Here is a 14956-nt window from a genome sequence, read left to right as displayed (position 1 = left end):
AAGCTCCCTCGCCACAAAAACAATGTTGCCACACAATCTTCAGGCCGTCGCCACGACACCCTCCGGCACCACCTGCGCGCTCATCCCGTCCTTCATCCGCTTGGCATCGCGCACGAAGCAGCGTGATGCCAGGAACAGGAACACCATGGTCAAGAGCAGCGCCACCGGGATCAGGTACATCGCGTCGTGCAGGCCGATGGCCTTGAACGCTTCGGTCATCTGGTCGACACCGGCGGCGGCCATGGCCGTGCGGGCGAAGTAGTCGGACAAGCCGCCCACCACCACCGGCCCCAGGCCGCCGCCGAGCAAATACAGCCCGGCAAAGTACAACGCCATCGCCGTGGCACGCAGGCGCGGCTCCACCACGTCCTGGATCGCGGTGTAGACGCAGGTGTAAAAGTTGTACGCAAACAGCCAACCGACGCTGAACACCGCCACGAACACGCCGATTTCAATGCGCCCGGCATGCAGGGCCCACGCCGTGGTGACCGTCGAAATCGCCAGGCTGAACGCGGCGAACAGCAGGCGGCCGTTGGGCACGCGCTGGTGGATCTTGTCCGCGACCCAGCCGCCCAGGGTGAGCCCGAACAACCCCGTCACACCCACCATGATCCCGGTGGCCACGGCCGCCTCGTGCAGCGGCATCAGGAAATAACGCTGCAGCATCGGCACCAGGAAGGAGTTGCAAGCATAGGTAGCGAAGTTGAAGCACAGCCCGGCCAGCACCAGCCAGAGGAAGGTGGGAATCGCCAGCACCCGGCGAACCGGCTTGTCGATTTTTTCCTGGGAGACCTGCACGGTTTCCGCCGCGCCGCGCTTGGGCTCCTTGATGAAAAACATGAACACCGCCAGCACCAGCCCCGGCACCGCCGCAATGAAGAACGGCGCACGCCAGCTGTCGAATGCCTTGACCATCGCGCCAATGGTGAAAAACGCCAACAACAGGCCCAGCGGCAGCCCCAGCATGAAGATACCCATGGCCCGCGCCCGGCGGTGGGCCGGGAACAGATCGCCAATCAGCGAGTTGGCGGCTGGCGCGTAACTGGCCTCGCCGATGCCGACGCCCATGCGCACCACCAGGAACGCCCAGAAGCTGCCCACCAGGCCATTCACCGCCGTCAGTCCACTCCAGGCCGCCAGGCCCCAACCCATCAACTTGCTGCGCGAACCGGTATCGGCCATACGCCCCAGCGGCAAACCGGCAATGGCGTAAACGATGGTGAAGGCGGTGCCGATGATGCCGATCTGGAAGTCGCTGAGGCTCCACTCCATGCGGATCGGCTCGATGATAATCGCCGGAATGGTGCGGTCGAAGAAATTGAACAGGTTGGCCAGGAACAACAGGAACAGAATGCGCCAGGCATTCGCCGCTTGGGTCGAGTTCTGCATGGGTCCGTCTCTTTTATTGTTATGGGCCAACGGTCCGTGGCCTGGATATGCAATCTAGACAGCGGCACGGGCGCTGTCTCCAATCATTCGCAAGACTGATACCCGCCCATGGGACGCGGCGTATTTCTTGATACCGATCAACTTCCTGTAACAATTGCCATCATTTTGCCTTTTGTTGGTTAAAGATCGAAGTCCGGTGGCCGATTCAACGAGATCAGGAAAAGATTATCCCGAGCGCTGCTCAGGCTGCAGCCCTGACCGCTTGGACCGATTTTCGCGTTTATCCAGGCGTGAATTCCCATCCGCGAGGGTTCGATGAGCGCATTCGTCGAGCCACCAGTTCAGGCATATGGCGCACAATGACCTCAAAAAAAACAGCCACTGCGGTATCCGATCTGACCTTGAGCCCGGCCGCCAACGGCCCAGAAGTCTCTAAGCCATCGAGCCCCCCGCGCCCTCTGTCGACCCAACAGTATCTGTATTTCACCGAAACCAACACCGACCGTATCCTGGATAACCTCGACGGCCTGCGTGACACCGTGTTCCCGCGTCCGCCACACCTGGTGGACGACGAATACGACCGCGCCCAGCAGGAGTTCCCGTCGGTGTGCCTGATCGGCCTGGGTCGCTGCGGCTCCAACATCGCCCTGGACGTGGCCGAGTTGGTGTACAACGCCCGCAAGTTCTACCTCAACGAATTCAACGCCGAAGACAAGGGCTACAGCGACAAGGGCTACAGCCCCGCACAGTGGATCCGCAACAACCTGCGCCTGGGCACCAGCAAGGCCAGCAAGCCGGTGTTCCTGGTGGAGCCGCTGGTGATGCTCGGCGACCTGGACAAGGACATCGCCGGGCGCATCCGTTTCTCGCGCAAGGGCGAAAAAAGCGGCTTCTTGCGCGACTACAGCAAAATGAAAATCATGGACCTGTCGGAAGTCCACGCCGGTGGCGCCGGTAACGCGCCGATCCTCGGCCAGTACCTGGCCAAGATCATCCTGAACAAGGACACCCAGCGCTTCTCCAGCCCCGACTGGAAAATGATCCACTCGTACCTGATCGACAGCTGCGGCATCAAGGCCAACCAGTCGCGCCTGTACTTCTCGATCTTCAGCGCCGGCGGCGGTACCGGTTCGGGCATGGCCTCGGAATTCGGCCTGGCCCAGCAGTACTCGTACATGAACAAGACGTTCGACACCAAGCCGATGGACGAACACGACAGCAAGAGCGGCCACTCCTTCGTCTTCGAGCCGATCTTCACCAGCGGCATCTGCGTACTGCCGAACATTTCCGACCACCGCAGCGAAATGTCCGAGGCCTTGCACATCAACGCCGGACGCCTGCTGTGCAAGTACCTGTCGGAAGAATGGGATTTCTCGTACAACTTCGCCAACGAAGACAGCAGCGAAGCCAGCGTGATGGGCCGTATCCGCCCGTGGAACGCGATGATGCTGATCTCCAACGACATCATGCGCTACGCCGAAGAGAGCGATGACGGCAACATCCAGAACATTGATGTCAATGCCATGGAGAAGCACGCCAACCAGTACATTTCCCAGCAGATCTTCAACATCCTGACGGCCCAGGCCGTCACCACCGACTACGACCAGAACTACTTCCGCCGTGCCGGCATCGACATCGGCGAAACCATTCGCCTGGACGCCAACGACTTGTTCATGAGCCTGGCCGGCCCGGTGGCGATCGCCTACGCCGAGTCCGTCGTCCCGGAAACCCCGGCGCCGAGCGGCGACAAGTTCAAGGTGTTCGAAAAAGAGCCACCGCGCCTGAACATCGACGACCTGTTCTTCCGCTCCATCGACCTGCCGCACTTCAACAAGGTCACCCAGGCCATCGAGGGCATCAGCCTGTTGCCGATCGAATCCAAGCGCTATCGCGCCTCGCTGGAGCAATACAAGAATTCCGGCTACGACGCCGCGGCCCTGCATGACCTGCATTTCTTCAAGAATTGCTCGTCGGTGGTGTCCATCGTCTCCTTGCCCAAGGACTACAAGCTGTCCTACATGGACCTGAACCGGCTCAAGACCCACCTCAACAGCCTGTTCCCCAACACCACGCTCAAGCGTTACGCGTTAGTGATCGGCGCCTCGGCGAACCTGTCGCTGACCACCCTGATCGCCAAGAGCCCGTGCCTGTCGGATGACTTCCTGACCCTGATCGTGGCCTTCATCAAACGCTGCTTCGCCCGCACCCCGTACCGCTTAGACGACACCCTGGACAACTCGATCCTGGACTTCATCATCAATGAAGACTTCGACGAAGCCCGCATCGACGACCTGCTCAACGAATTCGAAAACCCGGCGAAGATCCTCGACACCAACTGGTACGCGATCAAGCCGATGTACGAGAAGAAGTACCGCGAGCTGATCAATGACAAGGACAAGTTCGTCTCGATCAACGACATCCGCCTGTCCCGGGACTGCGTGAAGAAATCCATCAAGTACCTGCGCGAGATCTACCGTCATCGCATTGGCAAGACCAAGGTTATTTCCCTCAATAACCATACTGGCAGGACTTACTGAGGGCAGGCGCGACACCGCGTCGGCCCCAATCGCGAGCAAGCTCGCTCCCACAGTGGACCGCGTTCCTTCAGGCAAAACGCGATCAACTGTGGGAGCGAGCTTGCTCGCGATAGCGGTATTGAATACACCACCGAGACAACATCCAGAAACAATTAAGCAGCCCAAAGGCTGCTCAATAAACTGTTCCCGTTACGTATACGTCACCCCCTCCTGTGGCGTTTCGCCACGGCAGGGTGCTATCACGCTACTCACCTACACACTTTTTCAAACGCAAAAACACGAACCAACTTGGTGCGCCGATCAATTCGACGCCCTTTCCTGGATCATAATCCACGGCGAAACCACCACCGCCCAAAGCTGCGGATCGCGTTCCAGAAAATCCAGCGCCCGCGTTTCAGACAGCTTGGCGAGCTGGTCGGCGGCCAGCCAGGCGGCGACTTTGGTACCTTCGTCCTGGGCAACGGCCTCGGCGGCGGCGATCAAATCCAGTGCCGGATCGACCCACAATAGGGCACCCTTGGCAAAGAACGGCTCCAGCTCTTTCCAGGTGATGGATGCGGTTTCTCCAAGCAGCTTGGCATAGAGGGTGCTAGGTTCTTGATTCATGGGACCTGTCCGGAAAAGAAATCGGCGCGAATGATAACGTCGGTGGTCTGGCAGAAAAACCCGGTAGTAATTGCAGCACCGATTGAAAAGCGCAGGAAAGCCAAGGATTGCCGAAACGACCGGACAACCCCCGCCGCTATTCTGTCTTTTTCTTTCAATTAAGCGACACCCCCAGGTTTTGCACCCAAGCGCCAGCTTCCCTTGCCAACAATCGGCGCTCTACACTGTACCGGTACAGTTGCCGGGGGGCATTTTCCGCGTGGGTATCCAAGATATCTGACCCGGTTCTGCTGCTACGGCGCCAGGACTATAAAAACTACAACAGCATGAGTGGAGCACTATGACTAAGGCTACTAAGCAGATTTCCAAACTGTTTGCCGCTATGGTTCTGGCCGGGGTTGCCAGCCATTCGTTTGCCGCCGACACCATCAAGATCGGCATCGCCGGCCCGAAAACCGGCCCTGTAGCCCAATACGGCGACATGCAGTTCAGTGGCGCGAAAATGGCCATCGAACAGATCAACGCCAAGGGCGGCGTCGACGGCAAGAAACTTGAAGCCGTTGAATACGATGACGCCTGTGATCCAAAACAAGCGGTCGCGGTCGCGAACAAAGTCGTCAACGACGGCATCAAGTTCGTGGTCGGCCACCTGTGCTCCAGCTCCACCCAGCCAGCGTCCGACATCTACGAAGACGAAGGCGTGATCATGATCACCCCGGCGGCTACCAGCCCGGACATCACCGCTCGCGGCTACAAGATGATCTTCCGCACCATCGGCCTGGACAGCGCCCAAGGCCCTGCGGCCGGCAACTACATCGCCGACCACGTCAAGCCGAAGATCGTTGCGGTCCTGCACGACAAGCAGCAGTACGGTGAAGGCATCGCCAGCGCCGTGAAGAAAACCCTCGAAGGCAAAGGCGTGAAAGTGGCCGTCTTCGAAGGCGTGAACGCCGGCGACAAAGACTTCTCCTCGATGATCGCCAAGCTCAAGCAAGCCAACGTCGACTTCGTCTACTACGGCGGCTACCACCCGGAGCTGGGCCTGATCCTGCGTCAATCCCAGGAAAAAGGCCTGAAGGCCAAGTTCATGGGTCCGGAAGGCGTGGGTAACGACTCCATCTCGCAAATCGCCAAGGAGTCCTCCGAAGGCCTGCTGGTGACCCTGCCGAAGTCCTTCGACCAGGATCCGGCCAACGTTGCCCTGGCTGACGCGTTCAAGGCCAAGAAAGAAGACCCGAGCGGTCCGTTCGTGTTCCCGTCGTACTCCGCAGTGACCGTGATCGCCGACGCCATCAAGGCTGCCAAGAGCGAAGACGCAAGCAAAGTGGCTGAAGCCATCCACGCCGGCACCTTCAAGACCCCAACGGGCGACCTGAGCTTCGACGCGAAAGGCGACCTGAAGGACTTCAAGTTCGTGGTCTACGAGTGGCATTTCGGCAAACCTAAAACCGAAGCTTCGCCTCAGTAAGGCCTGGCCTGACTGACTGCCAATAAAGCCCACGGCGTGCCGTGGGCTTTGTTTTAAATGTATTGGGCCGCGCTGGCGTGATCCGCCAGTCTCCCCACCTGAAAATCTCAAAACCGTCATCAGCGGTTCGCTGGCAAACCTCGTGCTCGAAGTGGATGCAGATCCACGGGGCCCGGGCGGAAAATGACTCCACCAGTGAAATGCGTATCAGGTTTTTAGGAGCGCTGTAATGCCTGACATCTATCACTTCTTCCAGCAGCTGGTTAACGGCCTGACCGTTGGCAGCACGTATGCCCTGATCGCCATCGGCTATACGATGGTTTACGGCATCATTGGAATGATCAACTTCGCCCACGGCGAGGTGTACATGATCGGCTCCTACGTGGCGTTCATCGCCATCGCCGGGCTGGCCATGATGGGACTCGACAGTGTCCCGCTGTTGATGACCGCAGCGTTCATCGCGAGCATCGTCGTCACCAGCTCCTATGGCTACAGCATCGAACGGATCGCCTACCGCCCCCTGCGCGGCAGCAACCGTCTGATCCCGCTGATCTCCGCCATCGGCATGTCGATCTTCCTGCAGAACACGGTACTGCTTTCGCAAGACTCCAAGGACAAATCCATACCCAACCTGATCCCGGGCAACTTTGCCATCGGGCCAGGCGGGGCACATGAAGTGCTGATTTCCTACATGCAAATCGTGGTGTTCGTGGTGACCCTGGTCGCCATGCTCGGCCTCACGCTGTTCATCTCCCGTTCCCGCCTCGGTCGCGCCTGCCGCGCCTGTGCCGAGGACATCAAGATGGCCAACCTGCTGGGCATCAACACCAACAACATCATCGCCCTGACCTTCATCATCGGTGCGGCCCTGGCGGCCATTGCCGCGGTGCTGTTGAGCATGCAATACGGCGTGATCAACCCCAACGCCGGCTTCCTCGTAGGCCTGAAAGCCTTCACCGCCGCGGTACTGGGCGGCATCGGCAGCATCCCCGGCGCAATGCTCGGCGGGCTGGTGCTGGGCGTGGCGGAGGCCTTTGGCGCCGACATCTTCGGCGACCAGTACAAGGACGTCGTGGCATTCGGCTTGTTGGTTCTGGTTCTGTTATTCCGGCCGACCGGCATCCTGGGCCGCCCGGAGGTTGAGAAAGTATGACTAGGCATCTCAAATCGGCGCTCTTCAGCGCCCTGCTGGTCTGGGCCGTGGCCTACCCGGTACTGGGTCTTAAACTGACCATCGTCGGCATCAACCTGGAAGTGCACGGCACCAGCCCGGCCATCCTGGCGACCATCGCCGTATGCTCGCTGCTGATGTTCGTACGCGTGTTGTTCAGCACGCAGATCAGCGCGGCGTGGAAGTCTTCGCCCGGCCTGCCGGTGATCCCGGCCAAGGCCAGCAACTTCCTGACGCTGCCGTCGACCCAGCGCTGGATCGTGCTGGGCCTGATCGTCGTCGCCCTGGTGTGGCCGTTCTTCGGCTCTCGCGGCGCGGTGGACATCGCCACGCTGATCCTGATCTACGTGATGCTCGGCCTGGGCCTGAACATTGTCGTAGGCCTGGCCGGCCTGCTGGACCTGGGTTACGTGGGTTTCTACGCCGTCGGTGCCTACAGCTATGCGCTGCTGTCCCACTACTTCGGCCTGAGCTTCTGGATCTGCCTGCCGATCGCCGGGATGATGGCCGCCACCTTCGGTTTCCTGCTGGGCTTCCCGGTCCTGCGCTTGCGCGGCGACTACCTGGCGATCGTGACCCTGGGTTTTGGCGAGATCATCCGCCTGTTCCTGCGCAACCTGACCGACATCACCGGTGGCCCGAACGGCATCAGCAACATCGAGAAACCGACGTTCTTCGGCCTGACCTTCGAACGTAAAGCCGCCGAAGGCTTGCAGACCTTCCACGAGTACTTCGGCCTGGAATACAACTCGATCAACAAGGTGATCTTCCTCTACCTGGTTGCCCTGTTGCTGGCCCTGGCCGCGCTGTTCGTCATCAACCGCCTGCTGCGCATGCCGATCGGCCGCGCCTGGGAGGCATTGCGTGAAGACGAAATCGCCTGCCGTGCCCTGGGTCTCAACCCAACCGTGATCAAACTGTCGGCCTTTACCCTCGGCGCCGCGTTCGCCGGCTTTGCCGGCAGCTTCTTCGCCGCTCGCCAAGGCCTGGTGACGCCGGAGTCCTTCACCTTCATCGAGTCGGCGATCATCCTCGCCATCGTGGTGCTGGGCGGGATGGGCTCGCAGTTGGGCGTGATCCTGGCGGCGATCGTGATGATCCTTCTGCCGGAAATGATGCGTGAATTCAGCGAATACCGCATGTTGATGTTCGGCGCCTTGATGGTGCTGATGATGATCTGGCGTCCTCAAGGTCTGCTGCCTATGCAACGCCCCCACATGGAGCTGCGCAAATGAGCCGCGAGATCCTGAAAGTCGAAAACTTGAGCATGCGCTTCGGCGGTTTGCTGGCGGTCAACGGCGTGGCCCTGACCGTGAAAGAGAAGCAGGTGGTAGCCCTGATCGGGCCTAACGGCGCGGGCAAGACCACCGTGTTCAACTGCCTGACCGGCTTCTACCAGCCCACCGGCGGCACCATCCTGCTGGACGGCGAGCCGATCCAGGGCCTGCCCGGCCACCACATCGCCCGCAAGGGTGTGGTGCGCACCTTCCAGAACGTGCGGCTATTCAAGGACATGACGGCGGTCGAGAACCTGCTGATCGCCCAGCATCGTCACCTGAACACCAACTTCTTTGCCGGTCTGTTCAAGACCCCGGCGTTCCGCAAGAGCGAACGCGAGGCGATGGAGTACGCCGAGTACTGGCTGGACAAGGTCAACCTCACCGAGTTTGCCAACCGTACCGCCGGGACCTTGGCCTACGGTCAGCAACGGCGCCTGGAAATCGCCCGCTGCATGATGACCCGTCCGCGGATCCTCATGCTCGACGAACCGGCCGCCGGCCTGAACCCCAAGGAAACCGAAGACCTGAAAGCGCTGATCGGTGTGCTGCGCGAGGAGCACAACGTCACCGTGCTGTTGATCGAGCACGACATGAAGCTGGTCATGAGCATTTCCGACCACATCGTCGTGATCAACCAGGGCACGCCCCTGGCCGACGGTACGCCGGAACAGATCCGCGACAATCCTGAAGTGATCAAAGCCTACCTGGGGGAAGCGTAAATGCTGCAGTTCGAAAACGTTTCCACCTTCTACGGCAAGATCCAGGCCCTGCACAGCGTCAACGTCGAAGTCCGCCAGGGCGAAATCGTGACGCTGATCGGTGCCAACGGTGCCGGCAAATCCACCCTGCTGATGACGCTCTGCGGCTCGCCCCAGGCCCACAGTGGCAGCATCCGCTACATGGGTGAGGAACTGGTGGGCCAGGACTCGTCGCAGATCATGCGCAAGAGCATCGCGGTGGTGCCGGAAGGCCGTCGGGTATTTGCCCGGCTGACTGTGGAAGAAAACCTCGCCATGGGCGGTTTTTTCACCGACAAGGGCGACTATCAGGAACAGATGGACAAGGTCCTGCACCTTTTCCCACGCCTGAAAGAGCGTTTTACCCAGCGCGGCGGCACCATGTCCGGCGGCGAACAGCAAATGCTCGCCATCGGCCGTGCGCTGATGAGCAAGCCCAAGCTGCTGCTGCTCGACGAGCCGTCCCTGGGCCTGGCACCGATCATCATCCAGCAGATCTTCGACATCATCGAGCAACTGCGCAAGGACGGCGTGACGGTGTTCCTGGTGGAGCAGAACGCCAACCAGGCACTGAAAATCGCCGACCGGGCGTACGTGCTGGAGAACGGTCGCGTAGTGATGCAAGGCACCGGTGAAGCCCTGCTGACCGACCCGAAAGTGCGCGAGGCGTATCTGGGGGGTTGAGTCTACAGCAAGGAAAAAACGGCCTTCGGGCCGTTTTTTTTTGCCCAGATCTAAAGTGAATGCCTTGCTCCCGCTCGGTTGCGCAGCAGCCGAAAAATCTTGGGGGCCGCTTCGCAGCCCAGCGGGAGCAAGCTCCCTCGCCACAGGTTTCGGGCCATTCAAAAAAATCATGCGCCCGCTGTAACACGCCTTTACCTCCCCTCTCTAGTTCAGCAGACCGGCGCTAACGCCGGTTCATTTCCCTGAATGACTGGAGAATCATCATGACTGCTTCGACCCGCTCCCTGTCCGCCGCTGCCTTGGTCCTGGCCCTGGGTTCCGCCCTGAGCATGACAGCCGTCTCGACCGTCCACGCAGCCGACGACGCCATGGAAAAATGCTTCGGCGTTGCCCTCAAAGGCAAGAACGACTGCGCCGCCGGCGCCGGCACCACCTGCGCCGGTACCGCAAAAATGGACTATCAGGCCAACGCCTGGAAATCGGTCCCCAAAGGCACGTGCACCACCCTGGAAAGCAAAACCTCCCCGACCGGTTTCGGTCAGCTCGAAGCGTTCAAAGCCAAGTCCTGATCGCATCCGCCTGAGGCCCGCCACGATGTTGAACACCCCATCCCTCGCCTCTGCTAGCCGGCTGCCGCCAAGGGCAGGGTTGGGGCTCAAGAGCGAGCATTTTCGCGAGGTGCTCCTGACCCGACCGGATCTGGGCTTTTTCGAGGTGCACGCGGAAAACTACATGGTGGCCGGCGGGCCGCTTCATCACTTCCTGGGGCTGATACGCGAACAGTACCCGCTGTCATTGCACGGCGTCGGCCTGTCGATCGGTGGGGAGGGGCCGCTGGATGTCGCGCATGTGCAGCGCCTGGTCGCATTGATCGAACGCTATCAGCCCCAATCCTTTTCCGAACACCTGGCCTGGTCCAGCCACGGCCCGGTGTTCCTCAATGACCTGCTCCCCCTGGCCTACGACGAGGCGACCCTCGACCGGGTCTGCGACCACATCGACCAGGTGCAGAGCAGCCTCAAGCGCACGCTGTTACTGGAAAACCCGGCCACCTACCTGGCCTTCGAAACCTCGACCCTCGACGAGCCACAGTTCATGAGCGAAGTGATCCGTCGTACCGGCTGCGGCCTGTTGCTGGATGTGAACAACATCTACGTTTCGTGCATCAATCACTGTCGCGATCCATTGGCCTACCTCGACGCCCTGCCCCTGCAAGCGACCGGCGAAATTCACCTGGCCGGCTTTGCCGAAGATGCCGACAGCCTCGGCGAGCGCCTGCTGATAGACGATCACGGCGCGCCGATCGACCACGCAGTCTGGCAACTGTACCTCAAGGCACTGGAGCGGACCGGGCCGGTCGCCACCTTGATCGAGCGCGACAACCACATCCCTGCATGGGAGGTACTGCTGGCCGAGGCGCGCCAGGCCGATCAACTGTTGAGCGCCGCTGGAGCCCGGCCATGAGCAACCAGCACGCATTCGCCGCCGCCCTGCTCGACCCGCGCAAGGCGTGTCCACCTGGCCTGGTCAGCGCCAATGGTGCGGACCCGCAGAGCCGTTTCGCGGTGTACCGCAACAACGTGCTCAGCTCATTGATCAACGCCCTGGCCGACAACTACCCGGTGGTGGCGCAACTGGTGGGCGAGGCATTCTTCCGGGCCATGGCGGGGGTCTACGCCCAGTCAGCGCCGCCGCGAAGCCCGGTGATGAACGACTACGGGGGCGATTTCGCCGAGTTCATCGAACACTTCGAACCCGCCGTCAGCGTGCCTTACCTGGCGGACGTCGCCCGACTGGAGCGGCTGCAGGTGCAAGCCTGGCATGCCGCCGACGCCGAGCCCATGGCGCAAGAACGAATCGTGGCGGCGCTGTCGTCCCCCACGCTGGCGGGGCGCCTGAAGATCGGGCTTCACCCGTCACTGCGCCTGCTGCAATCCCCCTTCGCCGTGGTGACGATCTGGGCCGCCCATCAGCACCAGACGCCGGTGCCGTTCGAAACGTTTCCCGCGCAAAACGCCTTGGTGCTGCGCAACGGCCTGGACGTGGTGGTGCTTGCGATCAGTCGCGCTGCCCATGGGTTCATCGCCGCCTTGCAACAAGGGTTGCCGCTGACCGCTGCCATTGAGGCCTCAATCGACCTCGATCTGGAACACACCCTGGCGGGGCTCATCCGCCACCAGGCCATCACCCATCTCATAGCCGAACAGGTATCCCCATGAACGCCCTGATTGCCGGTTTCATTCAATGGCTGGAGAAAATTCCCCACAGCCTGATCGCCTTCATCGCACGCTTCTCGATTGCCGCGGTGTTCTGGAAATCCGGCCAGACCAAAATCGAAGGCCTGGCCATCGACCTGTTCGACGGCACCTTCCAGATCGGTCTGCCACGCCTGGCGGACTCGACCATTCCCCTGTTCAAAAGCGAATACGCTCTGCCGCTGCTGTCGCCGGAACTGGCCGCGCACCTGGCGGCCTCTGCCGAGCATGTGTTCCCGGTGCTGATCCTGCTGGGCCTGGCGACACGCTTTTCAGCGCTGGCCTTGCTCGGCATGACCGTGACGATCCAACTGTTCGTCTACCCGGACGCCTACCCGACCCATGGCACCTGGGCGGCGGTCTTGCTCTACCTGATGGCCCGCGGGCCGGGGGTGTTGTCCATCCATCACCTGATCGCCAAGCGTTACGCCCGCTGACTGACCCCAGCCCCCCCTGTGGGAGCGAGCCGATCCAGCGCCTCGCCGCTGCGCTTGAACCAGTCGATCAAGTAGTCGGCCAGCACCTGGGTGCGCTTGGGCAGGCCACCCTGATAGGGGTGCACCAGGTACATCGGCATGCGCCGGGTCTGGTAATCGCGCAGCAGCCAATGCAAGCGTCCGTCAGCCAACTCTTCGTGCAGCAGGTACGACGGCAACCGGGCGATTCCGGCGCCGGCCAGGGCGGCTTTTTTCAATAGGCTGTAGTGATTGCTGGCGAACGGCCCCGAGACTCGGACCCGCAGCAGTTCGTGTTGTTGGTGGTAAAGCCATTCCTCCCGGCCGCTGTAGTGGCTGTTGAGCAAACAGCGGTGCTCGGCCAGGGCCTGGGGTGTCTCAGGTTCGCCGTAACGCTCGAGGTAGGCTGGGCTGGCGCAGGTCATTTCGTGCCACGCCAACAATGGCCGGGCCACCAGCCGTTCATCAATGGTGGCGTCGGAACGGATCGCCAGGTCGAAGCCATCGCGGGTCAAGTCGCGGTAACCGTTGTTGAGCTCCAGTTCGATCTGCACGTTGGGATACGTGCGAGCGAATTCCATCAGCAAGCCTTCGAAGAAGGTTTCGCCCAACGAAACCGGAACCGTCATACGCACCGGACCGGAAATGTCATCCTTCAACCGCGCCAGTGCCTGACGCGCCCTTTCCACCTGCACCAACAACGCCTGGGCCTGGGGTAACAACGCCGCCCCTGCCGCCGTAAGGCTCAAGCGCCGTGTGGTGCGTTGCAGCAACAGCACCGAAAACCGGCTCTCCAACAGGCTGATGCGCTTGGACAACTGGCCCTTGCTGCACCCTAATTGCTGGGCCGCCAGGGTGAAACTGCCGGCCTCCATCAACACGGCAAACGCCGCCAGGTCATCCATTTCACTCATTGGATTGTTTCCAAATGAAAACCAAAGGTTGCCTATTAGCATGATTATCAGCGGAAAGAACATCTCTAGACTGAAAACTCGTTCAACCCATTAAGGAACAACTCATGAAAATCCTGTTGATCGGCGCCAACGGCACCATCGGTTCGGCCATTGATAACGAACTGTCGCCCCGCCACGAAATCATTCGGATCGGCCGCCACAGCGGTGAGTTGCAGGTGGATATCAGCGACAGCGCCTCGATTCGCGCCTTGTTCGAAAAGACGGGCCGTTTTGACGCCCTGGTCTGCGCCGCCGGCAACGTCACCTTCGCGCCCCTGGCCGACATGACCGAAGACAGCTTCGCCCTGGGCTTGAAAGACAAGCTGATGGGCCAGGTCAACTTGCTACTGATCGGCCGCGAATTCGCCAACGACGGTGCGTCCTTCACCTTCACCACCGGCGTACTCAGCCACGATCCGATCAAGAGCGGTGCTTCGGCGGCCCTGGTCAACGGTGCCCTGGATAGCTTCGTGCGCGCCGCGGCAATCGAGTTGCCACGGGGCCTGCGGGTCAACTCGGTGAGCCCGAACGTGCTGTTGGAAGCCATGGACAAGTACGCGCCTTATTTCCGCGGTTTCAAACCCGTCCCCGCAGTGGATGTGGCATTGGCCTACGCCAAGAGCGTCGAAGGCCTGCAAACCGGTCAGACCTTTCACGTGGGCTAACACCCCTTGTGATGCAGGATCAGTCTGAGTAACGTGGCGGCACTTGTCTGGAGACCCAATGATGCGTGCCGCCCGCTCCCTGCTGTTTGTCGCCCTCCTGCCGCTGTTTACCGGCTGCCAACTGCTCGATGCCCCACGCCAGAGCGCCTCCCACGCCGGCCAGACGCGCCTGCAGGGCGAACTCACGGCGGCCGATGGCAAACTGGTGTTCCAGCCGTGCCAGGAACAGCGCCGCTACATCGTCAACGACAGCGGTGGCACCAGCGTACTGCAACAGGCCGCCAGCCTGGCCGATGATCAGGGCAAGCTGTTTGCCGATGTACGTGGCCGTATCGTTTCCAGCGCAGCGGCCGGCACCGACAGTCAGTTGGACGTTGAACAACTGTATCGCCTGGAACGCTCGGGAACGGCTTGCGAAGACGTTGACTTCAAACGCGTGATCCTGCGCGCCGCGGGGCACGGCCCTGAATGGACGCTCAAGGCCAGTGGCAAGGGCCTGGTGCTGGACCGCGAAGGCCAGCCGCCGCTGGCGGTGCCTTACGTCGAGGAGCAATTGGGCGATGGCCGCTTCAACTTGGGCACCGAGGCCAACAACCAGAAAGTCGAGCTCTGGGTCACACCTGCGCGTTGTGTCGACAGCGTCAGCGGCAGTGTGCAACACATGAGCGCCGAGTTGCGGGTCAACGGCCAGGTCCAACGCGGCTGCGCCTACTTCGGTGGCGCGCGCGACGACTGATTCACAGCTTTTGGCTTATA

The 14956-nt window shown here is 61.0% G+C and carries 15 protein-coding genes; 12 read left to right on the top strand and 3 right to left on the bottom strand.

All coding sequences use genetic code 11. The annotated features are described in order from the left end of the window. Positions 1-39: 39 nt before the first annotated feature. Complete coding sequence (locus AC515T_RS06145) at positions 40-1389, bottom strand: spinster family MFS transporter (RefSeq protein WP_496531803.1); 1350 nt, start codon at positions 1387-1389, stop codon at positions 40-42. Between the two features lie 359 nt (positions 1390-1748). On the opposite strand from AC515T_RS06145, the gene AC515T_RS06140 reads away from it, so the two are divergent. Next, a complete protein-coding gene (locus AC515T_RS06140) occupies positions 1749-3926 on the top strand; it encodes a hypothetical protein (protein WP_496531802.1) in 2178 nt (725 codons plus the stop codon). Positions 3927-4226: 300 nt separating this feature from the next. Here AC515T_RS06140 and AC515T_RS06135 read toward each other — a convergent pair whose 3' ends face one another. Beyond that, a complete protein-coding gene (locus tag AC515T_RS06135; protein WP_053119051.1) occupies positions 4227-4532 on the bottom strand; it encodes a DUF2288 domain-containing protein in 306 nt (101 codons plus the stop codon). A 340-nt stretch (positions 4533-4872) separates the two neighbouring features. On the opposite strand from AC515T_RS06135, the gene AC515T_RS06130 reads away from it, so the two are divergent. The 9 genes from AC515T_RS06130 (at position 4873) to AC515T_RS06090 (ending at position 12564) form a co-directional block, all read left to right on the top strand. Next, complete coding sequence (locus AC515T_RS06130) at positions 4873-6000, top strand: branched-chain amino acid ABC transporter substrate-binding protein (RefSeq protein WP_496531801.1); 1128 nt, start codon at positions 4873-4875, stop codon at positions 5998-6000. Positions 6001-6229: 229 nt separating this feature from the next. Then, on the top strand, positions 6230-7153 hold the full coding sequence (gene livH, locus AC515T_RS06125) for a high-affinity branched-chain amino acid ABC transporter permease LivH (protein ID WP_496531800.1): 924 nt from the start codon (positions 6230-6232) through the stop codon (positions 7151-7153). Continuing rightward, positions 7150-8406 carry a high-affinity branched-chain amino acid ABC transporter permease LivM gene (locus AC515T_RS06120; protein ID WP_053182535.1) on the top strand — a complete coding sequence of 419 codons (1257 nt, stop codon included), beginning with the start codon at positions 7150-7152 and terminating at the stop codon, positions 8404-8406. The genes livH and AC515T_RS06120 overlap by 4 nt, the downstream gene beginning before the upstream one ends. Next, positions 8403-9170, top strand: a complete 768-nt coding sequence (gene livG, locus AC515T_RS06115) for a high-affinity branched-chain amino acid ABC transporter ATP-binding protein LivG (protein WP_060738896.1) — start codon at positions 8403-8405, stop codon at positions 9168-9170. Before AC515T_RS06120 ends, livG begins: the two co-directional genes overlap by 4 nt. Beyond that, positions 9171-9872 (top strand): ABC transporter ATP-binding protein, encoded by a 702-nt coding sequence (locus tag AC515T_RS06110; protein ID WP_123342436.1) that lies wholly within the window; start codon positions 9171-9173, stop codon positions 9870-9872. 263 nt (positions 9873-10135) lie between these two features. Beyond that, the gene (locus AC515T_RS06105; protein WP_496531799.1) at positions 10136-10441 is read left to right on the top strand and encodes a BufA1 family periplasmic bufferin-type metallophore; all 306 of its coding nucleotides are present in this window, start codon (positions 10136-10138) and stop codon (positions 10439-10441) included. 25 nt (positions 10442-10466) lie between these two features. Further along, the gene (gene bufB / locus AC515T_RS06100) at positions 10467-11336 is read left to right on the top strand and encodes an MNIO family bufferin maturase (protein ID WP_496531798.1); all 870 of its coding nucleotides are present in this window, start codon (positions 10467-10469) and stop codon (positions 11334-11336) included. Beyond that, a complete protein-coding gene (locus AC515T_RS06095) occupies positions 11333-12091 on the top strand; it encodes an HvfC/BufC N-terminal domain-containing protein (protein ID WP_496531797.1) in 759 nt (252 codons plus the stop codon). Before bufB ends, AC515T_RS06095 begins: the two co-directional genes overlap by 4 nt. Next, entirely contained in the window at positions 12088-12564 is a 477-nt protein-coding gene (locus AC515T_RS06090; RefSeq protein ID WP_496531796.1) for a DoxX family protein, read from the top strand. Before AC515T_RS06095 ends, AC515T_RS06090 begins: the two co-directional genes overlap by 4 nt. Here AC515T_RS06090 and AC515T_RS06085 read toward each other — a convergent pair. Beyond that, the gene (locus AC515T_RS06085) at positions 12552-13496 is read right to left on the bottom strand and encodes a LysR family transcriptional regulator (RefSeq protein ID WP_496531795.1); all 945 of its coding nucleotides are present in this window, start codon (positions 13494-13496) and stop codon (positions 12552-12554) included. The two genes, AC515T_RS06090 and AC515T_RS06085, sit on opposite strands and share 13 nt — an antisense overlap. A 104-nt stretch (positions 13497-13600) precedes the next feature. Here AC515T_RS06085 and AC515T_RS06080 point away from each other — a divergent pair, with 104 nt between their 5' ends. Next, a complete protein-coding gene (locus tag AC515T_RS06080; protein ID WP_496531794.1) occupies positions 13601-14200 on the top strand; it encodes a short chain dehydrogenase in 600 nt (199 codons plus the stop codon). A gap of 61 nt (positions 14201-14261) precedes the next feature. Further along, on the top strand, positions 14262-14936 hold the full coding sequence (locus AC515T_RS06075; protein WP_496531793.1) for a COG3650 family protein: 675 nt from the start codon (positions 14262-14264) through the stop codon (positions 14934-14936). Positions 14937-14956 lie beyond the last annotated feature (20 nt).

This window comes from Pseudomonas sp. FSO-7 (assembly GCF_059579345.1).
The sequence above is the reverse complement of the archived record's forward strand: the minus strand, read 5'-3'. Positions and strand labels throughout refer to the sequence as shown.

What these genes read in the sequence shown, in the direction of transcription:
- AC515T_RS06145 (WP_496531803.1), bottom strand. Translation starts at nt 1,389, where the DNA reads ATGCAGAACTCGACCCAAGCGGCGAATGCCTGGCGCATTCTGTTCCTG.
- AC515T_RS06130 (WP_496531801.1), top strand. Translation starts at nt 4,873, where the DNA reads ATGACTAAGGCTACTAAGCAGATTTCCAAACTGTTTGCCGCTATGGTT.
- AC515T_RS06075 (WP_496531793.1), top strand. Translation starts at nt 14,262, where the DNA reads ATGCGTGCCGCCCGCTCCCTGCTGTTTGTCGCCCTCCTGCCGCTGTTT.
- AC515T_RS06105 (WP_496531799.1), top strand. Translation starts at nt 10,136, where the DNA reads ATGACTGCTTCGACCCGCTCCCTGTCCGCCGCTGCCTTGGTCCTGGCC.
- AC515T_RS06095 (WP_496531797.1), top strand. Translation starts at nt 11,333, where the DNA reads ATGAGCAACCAGCACGCATTCGCCGCCGCCCTGCTCGACCCGCGCAAG.
- AC515T_RS06110 (WP_123342436.1), top strand. Translation starts at nt 9,171, where the DNA reads ATGCTGCAGTTCGAAAACGTTTCCACCTTCTACGGCAAGATCCAGGCC.
- AC515T_RS06080 (WP_496531794.1), top strand. Translation starts at nt 13,601, where the DNA reads ATGAAAATCCTGTTGATCGGCGCCAACGGCACCATCGGTTCGGCCATT.
- AC515T_RS06120 (WP_053182535.1), top strand. Translation starts at nt 7,150, where the DNA reads ATGACTAGGCATCTCAAATCGGCGCTCTTCAGCGCCCTGCTGGTCTGG.
- AC515T_RS06085 (WP_496531795.1), bottom strand. Translation starts at nt 13,496, where the DNA reads ATGAGTGAAATGGATGACCTGGCGGCGTTTGCCGTGTTGATGGAGGCC.
- AC515T_RS06140 (WP_496531802.1), top strand. Translation starts at nt 1,749, where the DNA reads ATGACCTCAAAAAAAACAGCCACTGCGGTATCCGATCTGACCTTGAGC.
- AC515T_RS06090 (WP_496531796.1), top strand. Translation starts at nt 12,088, where the DNA reads ATGAACGCCCTGATTGCCGGTTTCATTCAATGGCTGGAGAAAATTCCC.
- AC515T_RS06135 (WP_053119051.1), bottom strand. Translation starts at nt 4,532, where the DNA reads ATGAATCAAGAACCTAGCACCCTCTATGCCAAGCTGCTTGGAGAAACC.
- bufB (WP_496531798.1), top strand. Translation starts at nt 10,467, where the DNA reads ATGTTGAACACCCCATCCCTCGCCTCTGCTAGCCGGCTGCCGCCAAGG.
- livH (WP_496531800.1), top strand. Translation starts at nt 6,230, where the DNA reads ATGCCTGACATCTATCACTTCTTCCAGCAGCTGGTTAACGGCCTGACC.
- livG (WP_060738896.1), top strand. Translation starts at nt 8,403, where the DNA reads ATGAGCCGCGAGATCCTGAAAGTCGAAAACTTGAGCATGCGCTTCGGC.